This is a genomic window from Achromobacter sp., from assembly GCF_050285585.1.
Taxonomy (GTDB): Bacteria; Pseudomonadota; Gammaproteobacteria; order Burkholderiales; family Burkholderiaceae_B; genus Achromobacter.
Genome location: NZ_JBLZXF010000010.1, coordinates 155,117 through 174,173, shown reverse-complemented (window position 1 = coordinate 174,173; position 19,057 = coordinate 155,117). Strand labels below are relative to the sequence as shown.

General features: G+C 69.1%; 19 protein-coding genes. 16 read left to right on the top strand and 3 right to left on the bottom strand.

Translation table 11 applies throughout. The annotated features are described in order from the left end of the window. The 14 genes from ACN6PJ_RS16320 (at nucleotide 1) to ACN6PJ_RS16255 (ending at nucleotide 13,228) form a co-directional block, all read left to right on the top strand. On the top strand, nucleotides 1-1,692 hold the full coding sequence (locus ACN6PJ_RS16320) for an AMP-binding protein (protein ID WP_427996889.1): 1,692 nt from the start codon (nucleotides 1-3) through the stop codon (nucleotides 1,690-1,692). Beyond that, nucleotides 1,689-2,441: a glycosyltransferase family 2 protein gene (locus ACN6PJ_RS16315; protein WP_427996888.1), complete on the top strand. Its 753-nt coding sequence runs from the start codon at nucleotides 1,689-1,691 to the stop codon at nucleotides 2,439-2,441. The genes ACN6PJ_RS16320 and ACN6PJ_RS16315 overlap by 4 nt, the downstream gene beginning before the upstream one ends. Then, nucleotides 2,438-3,361, top strand: a complete 924-nt coding sequence (locus ACN6PJ_RS16310; protein ID WP_427996887.1) for a glycosyl transferase — start codon at nucleotides 2,438-2,440, stop codon at nucleotides 3,359-3,361. Before ACN6PJ_RS16315 ends, ACN6PJ_RS16310 begins: the two co-directional genes overlap by 4 nt. Next, nucleotides 3,354-3,797, top strand: a complete 444-nt coding sequence (locus ACN6PJ_RS16305) for an acyl-CoA thioesterase (protein WP_427996886.1) — start codon at nucleotides 3,354-3,356, stop codon at nucleotides 3,795-3,797. Before ACN6PJ_RS16310 ends, ACN6PJ_RS16305 begins: the two co-directional genes overlap by 8 nt. Beyond that, on the top strand, nucleotides 3,794-4,417 hold the full coding sequence (locus ACN6PJ_RS16300; protein ID WP_427996885.1) for an outer membrane lipoprotein carrier protein LolA: 624 nt from the start codon (nucleotides 3,794-3,796) through the stop codon (nucleotides 4,415-4,417). The genes ACN6PJ_RS16305 and ACN6PJ_RS16300 overlap by 4 nt, the downstream gene beginning before the upstream one ends. Further along, on the top strand, nucleotides 4,401-6,752 hold the full coding sequence (locus ACN6PJ_RS16295) for an MMPL family transporter (protein ID WP_427996884.1): 2,352 nt from the start codon (nucleotides 4,401-4,403) through the stop codon (nucleotides 6,750-6,752). Before ACN6PJ_RS16300 ends, ACN6PJ_RS16295 begins: the two co-directional genes overlap by 17 nt. A 17-nt stretch (nucleotides 6,753-6,769) precedes the next feature. Continuing rightward, nucleotides 6,770-8,017 carry an NAD(P)/FAD-dependent oxidoreductase gene (locus ACN6PJ_RS16290; protein WP_427996883.1) on the top strand — a complete coding sequence of 416 codons (1,248 nt, stop codon included), beginning with the start codon at nucleotides 6,770-6,772 and terminating at the stop codon, nucleotides 8,015-8,017. A gap of 8 nt (nucleotides 8,018-8,025) precedes the next feature. After that, nucleotides 8,026-8,583 (top strand): DUF3261 domain-containing protein, encoded by a 558-nt coding sequence (locus ACN6PJ_RS16285; protein ID WP_427996882.1) that lies wholly within the window; start codon nucleotides 8,026-8,028, stop codon nucleotides 8,581-8,583. Next, nucleotides 8,580-9,779: a beta-ketoacyl-[acyl-carrier-protein] synthase family protein gene (locus ACN6PJ_RS16280; RefSeq protein WP_427996881.1), complete on the top strand. Its 1,200-nt coding sequence runs from the start codon at nucleotides 8,580-8,582 to the stop codon at nucleotides 9,777-9,779. Before ACN6PJ_RS16285 ends, ACN6PJ_RS16280 begins: the two co-directional genes overlap by 4 nt. After that, complete coding sequence (locus ACN6PJ_RS16275) at nucleotides 9,776-10,231, top strand: 3-hydroxylacyl-ACP dehydratase (RefSeq protein ID WP_427996880.1); 456 nt, start codon at nucleotides 9,776-9,778, stop codon at nucleotides 10,229-10,231. Before ACN6PJ_RS16280 ends, ACN6PJ_RS16275 begins: the two co-directional genes overlap by 4 nt. Beyond that, on the top strand, nucleotides 10,228-10,959 hold the full coding sequence (gene fabG, locus ACN6PJ_RS16270) for a 3-oxoacyl-ACP reductase FabG (protein ID WP_427996879.1): 732 nt from the start codon (nucleotides 10,228-10,230) through the stop codon (nucleotides 10,957-10,959). The genes ACN6PJ_RS16275 and fabG overlap by 4 nt, the downstream gene beginning before the upstream one ends. Beyond that, complete coding sequence (locus ACN6PJ_RS16265) at nucleotides 10,959-12,182, top strand: beta-ketoacyl-ACP synthase (RefSeq protein ID WP_427996878.1); 1,224 nt, start codon at nucleotides 10,959-10,961, stop codon at nucleotides 12,180-12,182. Before fabG ends, ACN6PJ_RS16265 begins: the two co-directional genes overlap by 1 nt. A 48-nt stretch (nucleotides 12,183-12,230) precedes the next feature. Further along, nucleotides 12,231-12,671 (top strand): excinuclease, encoded by a 441-nt coding sequence (locus ACN6PJ_RS16260; protein WP_427996877.1) that lies wholly within the window; start codon nucleotides 12,231-12,233, stop codon nucleotides 12,669-12,671. A 95-nt stretch (nucleotides 12,672-12,766) separates the two neighbouring features. After that, nucleotides 12,767-13,228, top strand: a complete 462-nt coding sequence (locus ACN6PJ_RS16255; protein WP_427996876.1) for a GatB/YqeY domain-containing protein — start codon at nucleotides 12,767-12,769, stop codon at nucleotides 13,226-13,228. Nucleotides 13,229-13,294: 66 nt separating this feature from the next. Here ACN6PJ_RS16255 and dinB read toward each other — a convergent pair whose 3' ends face one another. After that, nucleotides 13,295-14,374: a DNA polymerase IV gene (gene dinB, locus ACN6PJ_RS16250; protein ID WP_427996875.1), complete on the bottom strand. Its 1,080-nt coding sequence runs from the start codon at nucleotides 14,372-14,374 to the stop codon at nucleotides 13,295-13,297. Between the two features lie 134 nt (nucleotides 14,375-14,508). On the opposite strand from dinB, the gene ACN6PJ_RS16245 reads away from it, so the two are divergent. Next, entirely contained in the window at nucleotides 14,509-14,931 is a 423-nt protein-coding gene (locus tag ACN6PJ_RS16245; RefSeq protein ID WP_427996874.1) for a PaaI family thioesterase, read from the top strand. Nucleotides 14,932-14,958: 27 nt separating this feature from the next. Here the strand turns inward: ACN6PJ_RS16245 and ACN6PJ_RS16240 are convergent, their stop codons facing one another. Beyond that, on the bottom strand, nucleotides 14,959-15,414 hold the full coding sequence (locus ACN6PJ_RS16240) for a BPTD_2524 family lipoprotein (protein ID WP_427996873.1): 456 nt from the start codon (nucleotides 15,412-15,414) through the stop codon (nucleotides 14,959-14,961). A 188-nt stretch (nucleotides 15,415-15,602) separates the two neighbouring features. Between ACN6PJ_RS16240 and ACN6PJ_RS16235 the strand changes: the two genes are divergently transcribed. Beyond that, the gene (locus tag ACN6PJ_RS16235; protein WP_427996872.1) at nucleotides 15,603-17,519 is read left to right on the top strand and encodes an alpha/beta fold hydrolase; all 1,917 of its coding nucleotides are present in this window, start codon (nucleotides 15,603-15,605) and stop codon (nucleotides 17,517-17,519) included. On the opposite strand, the gene ACN6PJ_RS16230 is transcribed toward ACN6PJ_RS16235, so the two are convergent. Next, a complete protein-coding gene (locus ACN6PJ_RS16230; protein ID WP_427996871.1) occupies nucleotides 17,509-18,753 on the bottom strand; it encodes a GGDEF domain-containing protein in 1,245 nt (414 codons plus the stop codon). The genes ACN6PJ_RS16235 and ACN6PJ_RS16230 overlap by 11 nt on opposite strands. Nucleotides 18,754-19,057 lie beyond the last annotated feature (304 nt).

Here is a 19,057-nt window from a genome sequence, read left to right as displayed (position 1 = left end):
ATGGCCTGGATTCCCCTGACGCATCTGCTGTTGCCCGCTGCGCCCGACGAGGCCGGCATCCCGGTCGCCGACGAGCCGCTCCTGTCGCGCGGCGCGCTCGCGCAGGCCAGCCTGGCGACGGCCGGCGCATTGCGGGCCAAGTCGCCGCGCCGCGTCGCGCTCTGGTTCGAAGACGCCGCGCAGATGGCGGCCGCGCTGCTGGCCTGCTGGCGCGCGGGCGTTGTCGCGGTGCTTCCGGGCGATGCCCAGGCGCACACCTGCTCCGCGCTCGACGCCACCGTTGACGCCTGGCTGACCGATGCCGCCCTTCCGGTGCCGGCGGACCGGCAATGGCGGCTGGAAGACCTTCAAGACCATCCTCCGCTGGCGCCCGCCGAGCTGGATCCCGCGCTGGAGCTGGTGCTGTGCACATCCGGATCCAGCGGCCAACCCAAGCACATCGCCAAGACCTGGCGGCAGCTGATGGACGAGGTCCGCGCGCTGCAGGACCAATGGCCCGATGCCCACACGCCGGTGCTGGGCAGCGTATCGGCCCAGCACATGTACGGCCTGCCCTTCCGGGTGCTGTGGCCGCTGTGCGCGGGACGGCTGCTCGACCGCCCCCAGCGCATCTACCCCGAGGACCTGCAGCGGGCCAGCCTGCGCCATCCTTTCTTCGTCTGGATCGCCAGCCCCGCGCTGCTGCGGCGGCTGGGAGACCGGCTGGATTGGCCGGCCTTGCGCGGCAGGCTGCTCCGCATCCACTCCTCGGGCGGGGAGCTGCCCGCCGACGTATCCGACCACATCGAACGCCATCTGGGGCTGCGCCCCACCGAAATCTACGGCAGCTCCGAGACAGGGGCCGTTGCCTGGCGCCAGGGCTCGGAGGATTGGCAGCCGCTGCCGGGCGTCGCGGTCAGCCTGAACGCCGAGGGCGCGCTACGTGTGCAATCCCCCTGGGTCAACGCCGCCGAAGCGCAAACGGCCGACGGCGCGGAGCTCGTCTCGGGCAGGTTCCGGCTGCTGGGCCGCCTGGACCGCATCGTCAAGATCGAAGAGAAGCGCATCTCCCTGCCCATGCTGGAGCGGGCGCTGTCGGGGCATCCCTACGTCACGGAGGCGCGCCTGGGCGCGATCGCCGGCGCTCCGCGGCTTGCCGCCCTGGTCGCCTTGTCCGCCACGGGCCTGCACATCCTGCGCAACCAGGGCCGGAAAGCGGTGACCGCCGCATTGCGCGCGCATCTGGCCGCGGGCTTCGAATCGCTGGCCATTCCCCGCACCTGGCGCTTCTTTGCGCAACTGCCCAGCAACGCGCAAGGCAAATTGCCGCGCCATGAATTCGAGGCCGCCGCGGGTCCGCGGCCCCTGGCCCCGGAAGCGCGGGAACTGCCCGGCCAGGCGGAAAACGAGCGCCGGTACACGCTGGAAATTCCCTACGATCTCGCCTATTTCAGCGGCCACTTCCCGTCCGCGCCCGTGGTGCCGGGCGTGGCGCAGATCGGCTGGGCCATGTCGTTGGCGTTGCGCGACCTCCACCCCGGCCTTCGCTTTGCCGGCATGGAAGTCCTGAAGTTCCAGCGGCTGCTCCGCCCCGGCGACGTCGCCTCCCTGGCGCTCAAATGGGACGCCGCGAAACGAAAGCTGCACTTCGCCTTCACGGTCGACGGCGCGCCATGCTCGTCGGGCCGCATCCTCGAAGGCGGGCAGCCATGACGGCGCACCGGCTCTGCGCGGTCATCCCCGTGTACAACCACGGCGCCACGGTGGCGGCCGTGCACGCGCAGCTGGCGGCGCAAGGCCTGCCTTGCGTGCTGGTGGACGATGGCTCGGAGCTCGCTTGCGCCGCCGAACTGGATGCCTTGGCGGCCAGGCCCCGCACGCACCTGCTGCGCCGCGCCGCGAACGGCGGCAAGGGCGCCGCGGTGCAGGACGGGCTGCGGGCCGCGGCCTCTCTCGGCTATACCCACGCACTGCAGGTGGATGCCGATGGGCAGCATGCATTGCCCGATGCGGCGGCGTTCGCGGATGCCTCGCGCGCCAGTCCGCAGGCCGTCATCTGCGGCCTTCCGGTATACGGCGAAGACGTGCCGCGCAGCCGCCTCTACGGCCGTTGGCTGACCCGCGTCTGGGTCTGGATCAATACGCTCTCGGCCGATATCCCCGACGCCATGTGCGGTTTCCGCGTCTACCCGCTGCGCCAGACGCTATCCGTGATCGACAACTGCCACGTGGGCCGGCGCATGGATTTCGACATCGCCGTCCTGGTGCGCCTGCATTGGCGCGGCGTCGCCATGGTCTGGCTGCCGACGCGCGTGGTCTACCCGGAAGGCGGCGTCTCGCATTTCAAGGGCGTGCGGGACAACATGCTGATCAGCCGCATGCACGCGCGCCTGTTCTTCGGCATGCTGGCGCGCTCGCCCGCGCTCCTGTGGCGCCGGCTGGCGCGAGGCCAGCGGCCATGAACACCATGGATCGGCACTGGGCAGGCCAGCCCGAGCGCGGCAACCTGGCACTCATGCGCCTGACGGCCTGGGCGGCGCGCAACCTGGGGCGACGGCTCGTCGCGCCCGTGGTCTGGGCGGTCGTCCTGTATTTCTATCTTTCCGGCGCCCAAGCGCGGCGCGCGATTGCCGACTATCAGCGCCGCCTGACGCAATCCGGCGACATGCCCGTCCCGCTGCCGCGCCGCATGCCGGTGTATCGCCAGTACCTCGCCTTTGCCCACGCAATACTGGACAAGCTGGACGTCTGGCAGGGCAAGATCACGCTGGCCAGCCTGGACATCGCCGACCCCGACGGCCTGCACGGGCAGATGGGCCAGGGCCGCGGCCAGATCCTGGTCGGCTCGCATCTGGGCAACATCGAGGTGTGCCGCGCGCTGGCGGAACGGACCGGCGCGTTGAAGCTCAATGTGCTGGTCCACGACAAGCACGCGGCCCGTTTCAGCCGCCTGCTCAACGAAGCGGGCGGCGGCTTGCGCATGATCCAGGTCAGCGAGCTGGACGCTCCCGCCATGCTGGACCTGGCGCAACGCCTGGACCGCGGCGAATGGCTGGCCATCGCCGGCGACCGCGTTCCCCTGCGGGGCGACCGCTGCGCGCCCGTGGACTTTCTCGGCGCCACCGCGCTGCTGCCCCAAGGCCCCTGGCTGCTGGCCGGCCTGCTGCGCTGTCCAGTCAACCTGCTGTTCTGCACCCGCCACGGCCCGCGCTACCGCGTCGCCATGGAACGCTTTTCCGACGGCATCGAATGGACGCGCGCCACCCGCCAGGCGCGGATCGCCGATTCGGCCCAACGCTATGCCGACCGCCTCGCCGCGCACTGCCGCCAGGCGCCTCTGCAATGGTTCAACTTTTACCCCTTCTGGAAAGACGATGCGTAAACGAGGCGTCATCGGCGCTGAAGTCGAAATCCGGGTGCCCTTCTTCGATGTCGATTCGATCAACGTCGTATGGCACGGCCACTATGTGAAGTACCTGGAACAGGCCCGGTGCGAACTGCTGGACATGCTGGGCTACAACTACGACGCCATGCGGGCCAGCGGTTACGCCTGGCCGGTGATCGACCTGCACCTGCGCTACGCGCAGCCCGCACAGTTCGGCCAACGCCTGACCGTGCGCGCCGAGCTCGTGGAGTGGGAGCATCGCCTGAAGATCAATTACCTGATCCTGGACGCCGAGAGCGGCCGCCGCCTCACGCGCGCCACCTCCGAGCAGGTCGCGGTCTGCATGCGGACCCGTGAAATGCAGCTGGCGTCGCCTTCCGAGCTCGGGGATGCCGTGCGGCGCCAGCTTCAATCGATGGGTGCGCCGGCATGAAACGCGCATTCGCTCCCTTGCTCGCCCGCCGCCTGGCCGCCCTGCTGGTCCTGGCCTTCCTGTCCTGGAACGCCAATGCCTTCGACCTGGCCGACTTGCAGGAGCAGCTGCGCGCCGCTCCCGTCGTGCGGGGCCACTTCGTGCAGCAGAAGTTCCTGCGCTCGCTCCCGCAGCCGCTGACCAGCCGGGGCGATTTCACGCTGGCGACCGGCAAGGGGCTGCTGTGGCTGCTGCGCACCCCTATCGCGCAGGACCTGCGCATCGACGCCGCCGGCATCTCGCGCCGCGACGAAACCGGTAAATGGCAGGCCTTGCCGCAGCGCTCGGGCGCGAGCCGCGAGAACCAGCTTTTCCTGTCCGTGCTGGCCGGCGACACCGCCGGGCTGCGCGAGAACTTCGACCTGACGCTCACCGGCGAATCAACTGCCTGGCAACTGGTGCTGACACCCCGGTCGGCGCTCCTGCGCCAGATCTTCGACAGCATCCGGATCGACGGAGCGGCGCTGGTGGACCGCATCGAACTGCGCGAGACCCAGGGCGATCGCAGCGTGTTGCAGATGACGGACGCGGTAGCCGCCCAGACCCTGACGGCCGAGGAACAACGTGCGTTTGCCGATTGAACGCTGGCTGCCCCGGCTGTTCAAGCTGGGCTTCCTGCTGATCCTCTGCATCGGCGCGTGGCAATGCCGCAATGGCTGGCCCGTCTCGGCCAACCTGATGGATCTGGTGCCGCAGGCCGGCAACGATGCCGTGCGCCAATTGGCCGAGGCCCGCATCCAGGAGCCGCTTTCCCGCCAGGTCATCGCCCTGGTCGCGGCCCGCCCGGGCGCGGACTCCGCCGCCCCCGCGCGCCGGCTGGCGCAGCGCTGGACGGACAGCGGCCTGTTCTCCTCCGTGCAGATGGAGCTGGCCGTCGACCTGGCCGCCCTGCGCGCCCAACTTGCGGCCGGCCGCCTCGCTATGCTGCCCGCGGCGGACCGGCGCCAGCTCGAAACAGACCCCGCCTCCTATGCCGCGCGCCGCGCGCGCGAGTTGTCGGATCCGTTTTCATCGTCGGGGCTGGTGTCCGTGGACCAGGACTGGCTCGGCCTCACCCGCCGCGCCGAACAGGCGCTGCATCCCGGCGGCGCGGTGCAGTACGACATCCGCACGGGTACCCTGCAGGCGGAACAGGCGGGCAGACGCTGGGTGCTGGTCCGCGCCGAAACCCGGGGCAATGCGTTCGACTCGAACGCGCCCCAGCGCATCGCAACGCAGCTGGAGCAGGACCGCCAGGCGCTGGACGCGGACGGCGCCGAACTGCTGGTGGCCGGGGGACCCTTGTATGCGGCCGCCGGCCGGGCGCAGGCCGTGGCCGAAAGCGGCTGGATAGGCACGGGCGCCACGATCGGGATCGTCCTGCTCCTGCTGCTGGCGCTGCGGCGCGCCCGCGCGCTGTTGGCGTTCGCGCCCGTGGCGGTCGGCCTGCTGACGGGCGCGGTGGCCTGCGTGGCGGTATTCGGATCGATCCATCTGCTGACCCTCGTGATCGGCGCCAGCCTGATCGGCGTGGCGGTGGATTTTCCGCTGCACTGGCTGGGCAAAAGCTATGGCATGGCGGACTGGCAGGCCTGGCCGGCGCTGCGGCGCGTTCTGCCGGGCCTCACCATCAGCCTGGCCGCGAGCCTGGTGGGGTACATCGCCCTGGCATTCACCCCGTTCCCGGCTCTCACGCAGACAGCGGTGTTCTCGGCTGCCGGCCTGCTGGGCGCCTATGCCTGCACGGTATGCCAGCTTCCGGCCTGGATGAGGAACTGGCGCCCCCGTCCCTGGCAGCCGCTGCTGCGCTTCGCCCAGGCCGCGCTGAGCGCGCGCGAACGCCTGGCTTCCCGCCGCCTCGTGCTGTGGCTGGGCGCCCTGGCATTGGCGGCGGCCACCGTGGGCGGCATTTCCCGGCTGGGCATCCAGGACGACCTGCGCCAATGGCTGAGCCTGCCCGCGCCGTTGGTGCAGCAAGCCCGGCAGATCGGGGAAATCACCGGCTTCGTGCCGACCAGCCAGTTCTTTTTGGTGCGCGCGCCCGACACGGACGAATTGCTGCGCCGGCAGGCCCGGATATCGCAAGCGCTGGACGGACTGGTCGAACGCGGCGATCTCGCCGCCTACAGCTCGCTGAGCCAATTGGTATCGCCCGCGGCCGACCAGCAGGCGCTGGGGCGGAGCCTGGCCGCGAGCGCCGCCCGTCCCGAGGTCTGGAAACCCCTGACCGACCTGGGAATCCCCTACGAGGCCTTGCGGCACGAGCTGCTGGCCATGGCCAAGCTGCCGCCGCTCTCGATCGACGAGGCCCTGCAAGGCCAGCAGGCGGAACGCTGGCGCGCGCTATGGCTGGGAACGCATGACGGGCAGGCCGCGGGCATGGTGACCTTGCTGGGCCTGCGCGATGCGTCCGCCCTGGATGCCGTTGCCCAGGTGGCGCCGGACGTGACGCTGGTGGACCGCAGCGGCGAACTGAACCGCATGTTCGCGGCGACCCGCATCGAGGCCGCCGAACTCAAGCTGCTGTCGTATGTCGTAGCCGCCGTCCTGCTGCTGCTGACCCTCGGGCGCGCCGCCACCTGGCGCATCCTGGCCGTGCCCCTGGCGGCCACCGCCTGCAGCCTGGCCGCGCTCGGCTATCTCGGCCAGCCGCTCACCCTCTTCAGCCTGTTCGGCCTGCTGCTCGTATCGGCCATAGGCGTGGACTACGCGATCTTCATGTACGAACGGGTCGCGGGCGCTCCCGCCAGCCTCGTGGGCATTCTGCTGAGCGCCGCCACCACGCTGCTGTCCTTCGGCCTGCTCGCCCTCAGCCATACTCCGGCCCTCGCAAATTTCGGGCTGGCGGTAGCGCTGGGCGTGGCGTTCTCGCTGCTCTGGGCGCCCTGGATCCGGGCGCCCCGGACCGCTACACAGCATCCTTCCTTCAATAACTAAATATGGATACTCAGGAAATGGAACATCGGGAAGTCGTGGTAATCGGGGCGGGCCCCGCCGGCGCGGTCGCCGCCGCCCTGCTAAAGCGGCAGGGGCATGACGTGCTGATGCTGGAGCGCCAGCAGTTCCCCCGCTTTTCCATCGGCGAGAGCCTGCTCGCCCACTGCCTGGAATTCGTGGAAGAAGCGGGCATGCTGCCCGCCGTCCAGGCCGCGGGCTTCCAGGTCAAGAACGGCGCCGCCTTCGCCTGCGGAAGCCGCTACACCTACTTCGACTTCCGCGACAAGTTCACCCCCGGCCCGGGCACCACGTTCCAGGTGCAGCGCGCGCACTTCGACAAGGTGCTGGCCGACGACGCCGCGCGCCAGGGCGTGGAAGTCCGCTACCGGCAGGAAGTGACCGCGGCCGATTTCGACGGCGACGGTCCCCTGCTCGACGTGCGCGGCGCGGATGGCCAGTCGTACCAGGTCAAGAGCCGCTTCGTCCTGGACGCCAGCGGCTATGGGCGCGTGCTGGCGCGACTGCTCGATCTCGAGCGCCCGTCCTCGATGCCTCCCCGCAAGGCCATCTTCACCCATATCGAGGATCGCATCGACGACCCCGGCTTCGACCGCGAGAAGATCCTGATCAGCGTGCACCCAGAGGAACGCGGCATCTGGTATTGGCTGATCCCGTTCTCCAATGGCCGCTGCTCCTTCGGCGTGGTGGGCGGGGAGAATCTCTTCGGCGGCCCGGAAGAGGACCTGATGACCACGCTGCGCGCCATGGCGGACGCGGCGCCGAACCTGAAACGCATCCTGAGGAACGCAGTCTGGGATACGCCCGCGAACACCATCGGCGGCTACTCGGCCAGCGTGGAGCGCTTGCACGGCCCCGGCTACGCCCTGCTGGGCAACGCGGCGGAATTCCTGGACCCCGTGTTTTCCTCGGGCGTCACGATCGCCCTGCGCTCGTCCAAGCTCGCGGCCGACGCGCTGCATCGCCAGCTGACCGGCGCCCAGGTCGACTGGCAGTCCGAGTTCGCGGACCCGCTCATGGTCGGCGTTGAGACATTCCGCGCGTACGTGCAGGGCTGGTACACGGGGGAATTCCAAGACGTGGTGTTCTACGAGCGCGCGCAACCGGAGATCCGCCGCATGATCAGCTCCATCCTGGCAGGCTATGCCTGGGACAAGACCAATCCCTTCGTCGCCAGCCCGCAGCGCCGCCTGCGCATGCTGAGCGAGCTCTGCCGCGGCCGGGAAGCGCCGCCGGTGCCCGCATGAGGCGTACGATGACAGCGTCCCGCCACCGCGCTTCGGCCTTGCGCCGCGCCGTCGGCGCGGCCGTGCTGCTGGCCGCGCTGGCGGGCTGCGCGGGCGCGCCGCCGGTGCCCGCGCGCGACGCGGCATTTGCGCTGCCGCGGCAGCTTCACGTCGTGCAGGCGGCGCCCGGCCAGCCGTCCCTGGACACGCTGCTTGTCGTGCAGCGCGAAGGCCCGGCCCTGCGCTGGTCGCTGTTCGATCCCATGGGCGTGCCACAGGCCAGGCAGATGCTCGAGCGCGGCAAATGGCGCAATGACGGGTTCCTGCGGCCCAACGGCCAGGCGCGCAACCTGTTCGCCGCCCTGATGTTCGCCTGGACGCCGGAGACGGAGCTGGATGCCGCCTATGGCGCGGGCAACTGGCAGGCGCGCAGCGAAAGCGGCGGCGCGGCGGAGCGCGAACTGCTGGAACATGGCCGTCCGCGCTGGACGGTGCGCTGGCCGCGGGCCGCGCAGGCCGACACGTTCACGGTCGTCGACTCGGACGGCATCACCTGGCGGATTTCGCCATTGAAGGAACAGCCATGAATACCTGGTTGGGCACGCCTGGCGTGGTATGCGCGCTGGGCTCGGGCATGGACGCCGTGGCGCAAGCCGCATTCGCGGGCGACACTTCCGGCATGCGCGCCCGCGCGGGCTGGGTCCATGGCCGCACCCTGACGCTGGGCGGCTATGCCGGGGCCCTGCCCTCCATCGACGAATCGCTGCCCGCGCATCACCATAGCCGCAACAATCAGCTGCTGCTGGCCGCCGCGCTGCAGATCGAACCGCAGTTGCGCGGCGCCGTGGCGCGGTACGGCCCCGCCCGCGTCGCCGTGGTGCTGGGCACCAGCACCTCCGGCATCAACGACAACGCCCCCGCCTTCCGCCAGCTGGCGGCGCAAGGCGGCTGGCCCGACAGCTACGACTATCGCCGCCAGGCCCTGTCCTCCCCTTCCGCATTCTTCGCGCAGTGGCTGGGCGCGCGCGGCCCGGCCTACACCCTTTCCACGGCCTGCACTTCCAGCGCGCGCGCGCTGCTGTCGGCGCGCCGCCTGCTCGAACTGGATCTATGCGATGCCGTGGTCTGCGGCGGCGCGGACACGCTCTGCCGGCTCACCATCAACGGCTTCGCCACGCTGGAAGCCATCGACGACACGCTCTGCCTGCCGTTCTCGGCCAACCGCCGCGGCATCAACATCGGGGAGGCCGGCGCGCTGTTCCTGATGGAGCGCGAACCGGCGGACGCGCGCTGCGTGGCGTTTCTCGGCGGCGGCGCCAGCTCGGATGCCTGGCACATGTCGGCGCCGGAGCCGACCGGCGCCGGCGCGCGCCAGGCCATGCTCGCCGCCCTGGCGTCGGCCGGCGTCGATGCCAGCCAGATCGGCTGGGTCAACCTGCACGGCACCGGCACGCCGCATAACGACGCCATGGAAAGCCACGCGATGCATGCCGTCTTCCCGCAGGGCGTGCCCTGCGCGTCGACCAAGCCGCTCACCGGCCACGCGCTCGGCGCCGCCGGCGCGCTGGAAGCGGCGCTGGCATGGGCGACGCTGTCTTCCGGCAACGCCAGCGGACGGCTTGTGCCCCATGTCTGGGATGGCGAACCCGACCCGGCGCTGCCGGCGCTGGAGTTCGGCACGACGGCCCATCGCTACGCCCAGGGCCGCCCGCGCCTAGCCATGAGCAATTCCTTCGCGTTCGGCGGCAACAACGTCAGCCTGATCCTCGGAGCGCAGCCATGAGCCCGTGGCCCATCGCCAGCCTGCTGCCGCACGCGGGCGACATGATTCTGCTCGACGAGGTCCGCAGCTATGATGCGGACAGCCTCTGCGCGTTCGCCGTCGTCAAGCCCGGCCCCTACTCGCTGCCCGACGGCTCGCTGCCGCCCTGGCTCGGCATGGAACTCATGGCGCAGGCCGTGGGGGCCTGGGCCGGTTGCCAGGCCCGCCTGGCGGGCGAACCCGTCAAGCTGGGCTTCCTGCTCGGCACGCGCCGATACGAAATCCATGCCGACACGCTGCCGGCCGGCGCCCGCCTTACCATCCATGTGCGCCGCGGACTGGTCGACGCCAGCGGCATGAGCGTCTTCGAATGCGAGCTGCACGATGAAGCCCGCCTGCTGGCCGAAGCCCGGCTGAATGTCTACCAGCCCAAGGATCCCACCGCCTTTATCCAGGAAGAGTCACCCGAATGAGCGCTGCCCCCATCCTAGTAACCGGCTCGAGCCGCGGCATCGGCCGCGCGATCGCGCTGGCGCTGGCCGACGCTGGCCATGATCTGGTGCTGCACTGCCGCCAGCAACGCGGCCAGGCCGAGGCCGTGCAAGCCGACATCCAGGCGCGGGGCCGGCAGGCGCGCGTCCTGCAGTTCGACGTCGCCGACCGCAAGCAATGCGCGCAAGCGCTGCAGGCCGACATAGACCGGCACGGCGCCTATTACGGCGTCGTCCTCAATGCCGGCCTGACGCGAGACGGCGCGTTCCCCGCCTTGAGCGGCGACGATTGGGACGAAGTCCTGCGCACCAACCTGGACGGTTTCTACAACGTGCTCAGCCCGCTGGCGATGCCCATGATCCGCCGCCGCGCCCCCGGCCGCGTCGTCTGCATGGCGTCCGTCTCCGGCATGGTGGGCAATCGCGGCCAGGTGAACTACAGCGCGTCCAAGGCCGGCCTCATCGGCGCGGCCAAGGCGCTGGCCGTGGAGCTGGCCAAGCGCCAGATCACCGTGAACTGCGTGGCGCCCGGGCTGATCGATACCGACATGCTCGACGAACACGTGCCGGTCGAGGAAATCCTGAAGGCAGTGCCGGCCCAGCGCATGGGACGTCCGGAGGAGGTGGCCGCAACCGTCGCCTTCCTGATGTCCCCGGGCGCCGCCTACATTACGCGCCAGGTCATAGGCGTCAACGGAGGGCTGTGCTGATGAAGCGGGTCGTCGTTACCGGCATGGCCGGCATCAGCGCGCTCGGTTCCGACTGGGCCACCGTGCAGGACGCGCTGCAATCCGGCCGAAGCGCCATCCGGACCATGCCGGACTGGTCGCGCTACGCCGAACTGAATACCCGCCTGGCGGGCCCCATCGATGATTTCCACCCGCCCGCCCACTGGACCCGGAAACAGCTGCGCAGCATGGGACGCGTGTCGCAGCTGGCGGTGCGGGCCGCGGAGCTCGCCCTGGCAGACGCCGCGCTGCTGGGCGACCGCGCCATCACGGACGGGCGCATGGGCGTGGCCTGCGGATCGTCGGTGGGCAGCACCGCCGAAATCCGCGCCTTCGGCAACATGCTGCTCAATGGCGTCACGGACGACCTGAACGCCAACTCCTACGTCCGCATGATGCCGCACACCACGGCGGCCAATGTGGGCATTTTCTTCGAACTGAAGGGCCGCATCATCCCGACCTCCAGCGCCTGCACCTCGGGCAGCCAGGGCATCGGCTATGCCTACGAGGCCATCCGCTACGGGCGCCAGGACCTGATGCTGGCAGGCGGCTCGGAGGAACTGTGCGCGAGCGAAGCCCTGGTGTTCGACGCGCTCTACGCCACCAGCCAGAAGAACGACACGCCCGAGCTCACTCCCCGCCCCTACGACCGCGACCGCGACGGCCTCGTGATCGGCGAAGGCGCAGGCATGCTGGTGCTGGAATCGCTGGACCACGCGCTGGCCCGCGGCGCCCGCATCCATGCGGAAGTCGTGGGCTTCGGCAGCAATTCCGACGGCACGCACATTACGCGCCCGGAAGCCAGGACGATGCGCATCGCCATGGAAATGGCGCTGGCGGACGCCAACCTGCCGCCGCAGGCCATCGGCTACGTGAACGGCCACGGCACCGCGACCGAACAGGGCGACATCGCCGAAACGCAGGCGACCCATGGCCTCTTCGGCAGCAGCATGCCCATCAGCTCGCAGAAGAGCTATCTCGGCCATACCCTGGGCGCCTGCGGCGTGCTGGAATCGTGGTTCAGCATCGAAATGCTCAACCGCGACTGGTACGCCCCCACGCTGAACCTGCGCAATGTCGACCCGCGCTGCGGCGAGCTGGACTATCTGCGCGAAGGCCGCCGCATGAGCAACGAATATGTGATGAACAACAATTTCGCCTTCGGCGGAATCAATACGTCGCTGATTTTCCGCCGCTGGCGCTAGATCCGGCGGCTGCGTCGCCCTTTCCGTTTCACTCCCTTGGAACCCACCATGAACCTGTCTCGCAAGCTGTTTGGAACCCTGGCCCTGTCGCTCGTCTGCTCCGCCCCGGCCGTCGCCGCGGACCGCACCGTCCACCTGCCGCTCCAGCCGGCGATCGAAGCCGCGCAGGCCGCCGGCAAGATCGACGGCAGCGTCCGCTTCTACCTGGCGGGCACCGGCCCCAAGGGGCAGGTGCTGCAGGCCGATGTCGTCACCAATCGCAAGACCAACGCGTTCGCCAAGAAAGATGAAGAGGCGTGCCTGTGGGTGGCCCAGTCCGCCGTCATCGCGCTGCACGAGGCGGCGAAGAAGGCGGGCGCCAACGCGGTGACCAATATCGTCAGCTACTACCGCAAGAACGTGTACAGCAACAAGACCGACTACGAATGCCACGCCGGCGCCATGGTTGCGGGCGTCGCCCTGCGCGGCGACCTGGCCAAGGTCAAATAGGAACGGGGCCGGGCCGCCCCGCCGGACCGCGGGGCGGATCGCGGGCTGCCGGTTTACACTGTTTATTTGCCGCTACACCACCACAAAGGTTCACCATGAGCACAGCTACGCTCAAAACCCGCCTCTCCGATTCCGTCAAGGAAGCGATGCGCGCCAAGGCCACCGAGCGCCTTGCGACGCTGCGCTTCCTCCTGGCCGCCGTCAAGCAGAAGGAAGTGGACGAACGCCGCGACCTGACCGACGCGGAAATCACCGCCATCATCGAAAAACAGGTCAAGCAGCGCCGCGAATCCATCGCCGCGTTCGAACAGGCCGGCCGCACGGAAACCGCCGAGCAGGAAAAGGCCGAAGTGGTCGTGCTGCAGGAATTCCTGCCCCAGGCCGCCACGCCGGAGGAAGTGTCCGCCGCCATCGACGCCGCGCTGGCGGAAGTGGCCGCGCAAGGCGTGACGGGCGCGCCCGCCATGGGCAAGGTCATGGCCCTGCTCAAGCAGTCGCTGGCCGGCCGCGCCGACATGACGGCGCTGTCGCAGCAGGTGAAGGCCCGCCTGGCCTGATTCCGGACGGCCCGCCATGCGCGGGCCCCCATGCCCCGGCGCGCGGGGCCCGCCGCCCGCGCGGCCTCAGAACGCGCCGCCGAACAGGTCCGGCTGGCGCGACCGCTCCGCCGGATCGGCGAAATTGCTCATCCCCACCCCCGCCAGCCGGTATAGCGTCTCCGGCGGCAGTTCCACCCGTTCGCACAGCAGCCTCGCAACGGCGGCAAGCTCCGCCGCCGATCCGGGCGGATTCGGGCTGGTCTGGCTGCGCGTCAGGATGCGGAAGCGGTCGGTTTTCAGCTTGAGCACCACCGTGCGGCCCAGCGCCCCTTTCTTCAGCGACTGCTCCCACACCTTCTGCGCCATGCGGTCGATGGCCTCGCCCAGCCCGCCCAGCCGCACGTCCTGCTCGAACGTGGTTTCGGCCGACACCTGCTGCAACGGGGCGTCCGTCTGCACCTCGCGCTCGTCGATGCCGCGCGCCAATTCGTACAGGCGCCGCCCGTAGCGGCCAAAATAATGTTCGAGCTCCTGCACGCCGTGCGTGGCCAGGTCGCCCACCGTATGGATGCCCAGCTGTTCCAGCCGCGCCTGCGTGACCTTGCCCACGCCCGGGACCTTGCGCACGGGCAAGGGTTCCAGGAAGGCCAGCACCTTGCTGGGGCGGACCACGAACAGGCCGTCCGGCTTGTTCCAGTCCGACGCGATCTTGGCCAGGAATTTGTTGGGCGCCACCCCGGCCGACGCGGTCAGCCCGGTCTCCTCGCGGATCTGGTGACGGATGACCTGGGCGACCTCGGTGGCCGAGGGCAGCCCGTACTTGTTGACGGTAACGTCCAGGTAGGCTTCGTCCAGCGACAACGGCTCGATCAGGTCAGTGTGGCGCGCGAAAATCTGCCGGACCTGGCGCGACACCTCGCGATAGCGGTTGAAGTCCGGCGGCACATAGATGGCGTGCGGACAGAGCCGCTCCGCGCGCGCGGCGGACATGGCCGAATGGATGCCGAAGCGCCGCGCCTCGTAGGAAGCCGCGCAGACGACCGACCGCGGGCCCGTCCAGGCCACCACCACCGGCTTGCCGCGCAGTTCGGGGTTGTCGCGCTGCTCCACGGACGCATAGAACGCGTCCATGTCCACATGCACGATCTTGCGCGCCTCAGACACAGGCCCTCCGCGCCGCGCCTGCCCGCCGCCCCGCCCGGGGGCAACGGTTTCCATGGCCTTTCATCGCCTGAAATCCCGTGGCAAAAGCATATATTATGACCGGCGACACCTTACTTTCCGTCCATAACGGTTCCATGACTGCACCCGAAACTGCCCAGACCGATTACTTCGGCCTCACCATTCCCTTCATGCACTTCCTCGGCCTGGTTCCCGAGCACATCGAGCAAGGCTATGCCCGCACCACCCTGCCCTGGCGGCAGGACCTCACCAATAGCCGCGGCGACGTGCACGGCGGCACGCTGATGAGCGTGCTGGACTTCACGCTCAGCGCCGCCGCCCGCGGTTGCGCCGACGGCAAGGAAGGCATGGCCACCATCGACATGAACACCTCGTTCCTGTCGCCCGGCACGGGCGACCTGACCATCGAGGCCCGCTGCCTGCGCCGCGGCGCCTCGATCGCCTTCTGCGAGGGCGATGTGCGGCGCGCCGACGGCGAACTGGTCGCGCGCGCCACCGCCACCTTCAAGATCATCCGCCGCCGCCCGGGCAGCGACTGAGGTTCCGGGCGGCCTTGCGCCGCCGGCTCAGTCCGGCAGGTCGCGCGAGGGCTTGACCTGGGGACGCGGATCCAGCGGCATATAGCTGCTGCACGACACCAGGCTGTAATAGACCGCGTCCTGCATGGCGCGCATGGCGGCAGCGTCCCAGGTGCCCTTGCCCCACATGACGATGCGCACGTCGGTGCTCTTGGCGCCGGCCGCCTTCAGATCGACCCGCGACATTTCATTGTCGCTGAAGGGAGCCAGCACCCGCACCACGCCGGACTGCGCGCTTTCGTCCAGGTCGGCCAGCACGCGGTACGCGTTGTCCGTGCTACGCAGGCAATCCCTGGATTGCCGGATCGCCGTGGCATAGGCGTCCTTGAAAGCCACCGGCGCCTTGAACTCGCTGTGCGGCGATGCGCCGTTCTGCGAAATGCCTATCGAGCACCCCGCCAGGCCCAGGGCCAGCGCCGATGCCGCGACCAGTTTCCCGTACATGTCTATCTCCAAATCAGTGCCCGCGATTATCCCGCATATCGGCCCGCTGCGCGTGGGCCGGGCCGGTCCGCCCCCCGATAGCGCGCCGCGCCGCCGGCGGTTCGACACCGTCGGCGGCGCTATGGCATTATCGGTGGACCAGCCGGCAGCCGGCCCAGCCCGCGGCCGCAGCAACCTCGGAGGTCCCCTTGTTCTCATTCCTGAAGCGCACCGTCCTGGCCGCCAGCATCGTCGGCGCATCGCTGGGCGCCAGCGCCGCCCAGCCGCCGCGAGCCTATCCCCTGAAGGACTTCTTCCGCAATCCGGAACGCGGCTTCTTCCGGCTCGCCGATGACGGCAAGACGCTGGGCTTCATGCAGCCCACCAGCGTGGACGGCAATCCCGCCCGCATGAACATCTATGTGCAGCCGCTGCAAGGCAGCACGCCAGTGGGCGAGCCGCGCCAGCTGACCAGCGAAACCGCGCGCGACATCAGCAATTTCTTCTGGAAAGGCGCCGACGTGGTGCTCTACCAGAAGGATTTCGGCGGCGACGAGAACTTCCACGTCCTGGCCGTCAATGCCAAGACCGGCAAGATCACCGACCTGACGCCCTACGAGGGCGTGCGCGCCGGCATCGAGGACGACCTCGAAGACGATCCCGACCACGTCCTGATCAGCCACAACCAGCGCGACCCCGAAGTCTTCGACGTCTACCGCGTCAACGTCCACACCGGCGCGGGAGTCCTGGTGGCGCAGAATCCCGGCAACATCGTCGGCTGGCAGACCGACCATGCCGGCAAGGTGCGCGCGGCGGTCACCAGCGACGGGCTGAACACCACCCTGCTCTATCGCGACGACGAAGCGTCCGAATTCCGTCCGCTGATCACCACCGACTACCGGACCAGCGTCAGCCCGGCGTTCTTCACCTTCGACGACAGGAAGCTCTACGCGCTCTCCAACCGCGGGCGCGACAAACTGGCGCTGGTGATCGTGGACCCGGCCAAGCCCGAGGCCGAAGAAGAGATCTTCACCCCCGACACCGTGGACCTGGACGCCGCGGCGTACTCACGCAAGCGCCGCGTGCTGACGCTGGCCGCCTACCAGACCGACAAGCCGCAATACCGTTTTTTCGACGCGGAAACCGAAACCCTGTTCAAGAAGCTGTCGGCCAGGCTGGCTGGCTATGAATTCGCGATCCAGGGCTCCAACCGCGACGAGAACACATTCATCGTCGCCGCCTACAACGACCGCACCCCGGGGTCGCGCTACATCTACGACGCGGCCGCCGACACGCTGACCAAGCTGGCCGACATCAACCCGGCCATCCCGGAAGCGGACATGTCCCGCGTGCAGCCCATCAGCTACCAGGCGCGCGACGGCCTGACGATCCACGGCTACCTGACGCTGCCCGCCGGCCGCCCTTCCACCAACCTGCCCTGCATCGTGAACCCGCACGGCGGCCCCTGGGCGCGCGACGGCTGGGGCTACAACCCCGAGATACAGTTCCTGGCGAATCGCGGCTTTTGCGTGCTGCAAGTGAACTTCCGCGGATCGACCGGCTACGGCCGCGCCTTCTGGGAAGCCAGCTTCGGGCAGTGGGGCCTGAAGATGCAGGACGACATCACGGATGGCGTGCAATGGCTGGTGCAGCAGGGCATCGCCGACCCCAAGCGCATCGGGATCTACGGTGCCAGCTATGGCGGCTATGCCACGCTGGCCGGCGTTGCCTTCACGCCCGACCTCTATGCCGCGGCGGTCGATTACGTCGGGGTGTCGAACCTGTTCACGTTCATGAAATCCATCCCGCCGTACTGGAAGCCCATGCTGGACAAGATGTACGACATGGTGGGCGATCCCGAGCGCGACCGCGACCGCCTGGCCGCGACCTCGCCCGCCCTGCACGCGGACAAGATCAAGACACCGCTGTTCGTGGCGCAAGGCGCCAAGGATCCGCGCGTGAACAAGGACGAGAGCGACCAGATGGTCAAGGCGCTCCGCGCGCGCGGCGTCGACGTCGAATACATGGTCAAGGACAACGAAGGCCATGGCTTCCACAACGACGAAAACAAGTTCGAGTTCTACGAGGCGATGGAGAAGTTCCTGACGGAACACCTCAAACCGTAGATTCCGCCCCCTCCCGCGTGGCGGACCCGTCGTCCTCCGCCATCGCGTCCGCCAGGCCTTCCGGCAACGGGCGGCCGGCGGTCCGCCCGGCCCAGGCCATCTCCACGCGGTCGCGTCCCTGCTGCTTGGCCCGGTACAACGCGGCGTCGGCGCGGGCCAGTATGCCGTCTGCCGTGTCGCCCGCCTGATACACGGCCAGGCCGCCGCTCGTGGTCATCGGCACTTCCACGCCCTGCAGATGCAGCGGCGCGTCGCGCAAGGCGTCGCAGACGCGCTGGGCCTGCACCAGCGCGCGGGCCGGATCGCAGTCGTACATCAGCAGCACGAATTCCTCGCCGCCCAGCCGGCCGACGCGGTCGCTGGCCCTGACGGCCCGCTGGACCACTTGCGCATAGTGGCGCAGCGCGGTATCGCCTCCCGCGTGGCCGTAGCGGTCGTTGATGGACTTGAAGTGATCGATGTCCAGCACCAGCACCGCCAGCCTTCCGTCGACGCGCTTGCAGCGCCGCAGTTCGCGGTCGAGCTCGTCCAGGATGCTGCGCCGCGAATAGGCCCCGGTCAGGCTGTCGAAGGTCAGCGCCGCCTGCATCTGTTCGGACAGGCTGGTCTGGACCAGCAGGAGCAGCGCCAGGAACAGCGCCGGGACGGTGACCGCGCCGCAGACGATGAAGAACAGCCCCCAGGGCGTAGGGTCCAGCATGGACGCGGGCGCCTGTCCTCCCACGGTATAGACCGCCACGCGCAGCGCATGCAACGCCGCCAGCCCGAAAATGGCCACCATCAGGTACAGCATCACGCCGCGCGTCTGGAGCCGTCCGCGCTGCTGGAAAATCACCCGGCCCGTGGCCAGGGCGGCGGCGCAGGTGTAGGTGGAGAACAGCAGCATGCGTCCGCCCAGGTTATCCCTGGCATACAGCATCAGCGCGAACGCCAGCACGCAGAGCGCGCCCAGGCCGGCCGTGCGCCGGACATGCGCAGGCATGCCGAAGAATTGCCGCACGCCGATATGGACCAGGCTCAGCGAACAGACCCACGCCGCGTTCGACACGATCACGTAGACGCCCGGCGGAAACACGCCGGAAGCCGCGTACGCCAGCAGGGACAGCACGGCCAGCGCGTTGGCCGCCGTGAACGCCTTGACGCCTCCGATGCCGCGGGCGTGAAAAGGCACGAGCAATGGCAATGCCAGCGCCGTGGCCAGGCCCCACATCAGGAAGAATAAGGAAGTCGTCATATTTCTTGTCGGCCCACGCTTTCGGGAGCGCCGCCGCCGCTCGGAATTGCCGCTGCACAGGGTCCGCATCCCGGGACCGGTTACATCTCAGCATTACTGACGCGTTTTGTTACTAGGCAACGAAGAATACGCCAACGCCGCCCCGACGCGCGCTTCCTTTGCAGTAATTGACAGTTAAATTCCCCAAAAACACCTAAAGTTCAGCCTATTGACGGGGCCGCCAGAGCGCCGCAATCACGCCCCACGGGCGTGGCGCGTACTAGCCATGCACTCCCATTGCGCGAGTGCGAAGGTCCCCGAAGCG